The sequence below is a fragment of the Morganella sp. BCCO 40_0007 genome (genome assembly GCF_032989665.1).
GTDB classification, from domain to species: domain Bacteria; phylum Pseudomonadota; class Gammaproteobacteria; order Enterobacterales; family Enterobacteriaceae; genus Morganella; species Morganella sibonii.
On sequence record NZ_JAVBIN010000031.1, the window covers coordinates 1 to 1,172 of the forward strand.

The 1,172-nt window shown below is 51.0% G+C and carries 1 protein-coding gene; it reads right to left on the minus strand.

Going from position 1 to position 1,172, the window contains the following annotated elements; all coding sequences use genetic code 11:
• Window positions 1-2 precede the first annotated feature (2 nt).
• A partial coding sequence (gene tuf / locus R5268_RS19345; RefSeq protein WP_317420514.1) for an elongation factor Tu occupies window positions 3-1,172 on the minus strand: 1,170 nt, incomplete at its 5' end.

Genomic DNA, 1,172 nt, shown 5'->3' on the forward strand with positions numbered 1-1,172 from the left:
AATTAACCCAGAACTTTCGCTACAACACCCGCGCCAACGGTACGGCCGCCTTCACGGATTGCGAAACGCAGACCTTCGTCCATTGCGATTGGGTGGATCAGGGTTACGTGCATCTGGATGTTATCACCAGGCATAACCATTTCCACGCCTTCCGGCAGTTCAATTGCACCAGTTACGTCAGTTGTACGGAAGTAGAACTGAGGACGGTAGCCTTTGAAGAACGGAGTATGACGACCACCTTCATCTTTGCTCAGAATATAAACTTCTGATTCAAATTTGGTGTGTGGTTTGATTGAACCTGGTTTAGCCAGAACCTGACCACGTTCGATTTCTTCACGCTTGGTACCACGCAGCAGAACACCAACGTTCTCACCCGCACGGCCTTCGTCCAGCAGTTTGCGGAACATTTCAACACCGGTACAGGTAGTTTTGATCGTGTCTTTGATACCCACGATTTCAACTTCTTCGCCCACTTTAACGATACCGCGCTCAACACGACCGGTAACAACTGTACCACGGCCGGAGATTGAGAATACGTCTTCGATTGGCAGCAGGAACGGCTTGTCAATTGCACGCTCTGGCTCAGGGATGTAAGAATCCAGGAAACCAGCCAGTTCAACGATTTTCGCTTCCCACTCTGCTTCGCCTTCCAGTGCTTTCAGCGCTGAACCGCGAACGATTGGGGTATCGTCGCCAGGGAAATCGTACTGAGACAGAAGTTCACGAACTTCCATTTCAACCAGTTCCAGCAGCTCTTCATCATCAACCATGTCACATTTGTTCAGGAATACGATGATGTAAGGAACGCCAACCTGACGACCTAACAGGATGTGCTCACGGGTCTGTGGCATAGGGCCATCAGTTGCAGCAACAACCAGGATTGCGCCGTCCATCTGGGCAGCACCGGTGATCATGTTTTTAACGTAGTCGGCGTGCCCCGGGCAGTCAACGTGCGCATAGTGGCGGCTTGGGGTATCGTACTCTACGTGAGAAGTAGAGATGGTGATACCACGCGCTTTTTCTTCTGGTGCGTTATCGATCTGATCGAATGCACGTGCGCTGCCACCGTAGGTTTTTGCCAGAACGGTAGTGATTGCAGCAGTCAGGGTAGTTTTACCGTGGTCAACGTGGCCGATAGTACCAACGTTAACGTGCGGTTTCGTACGTTCAAA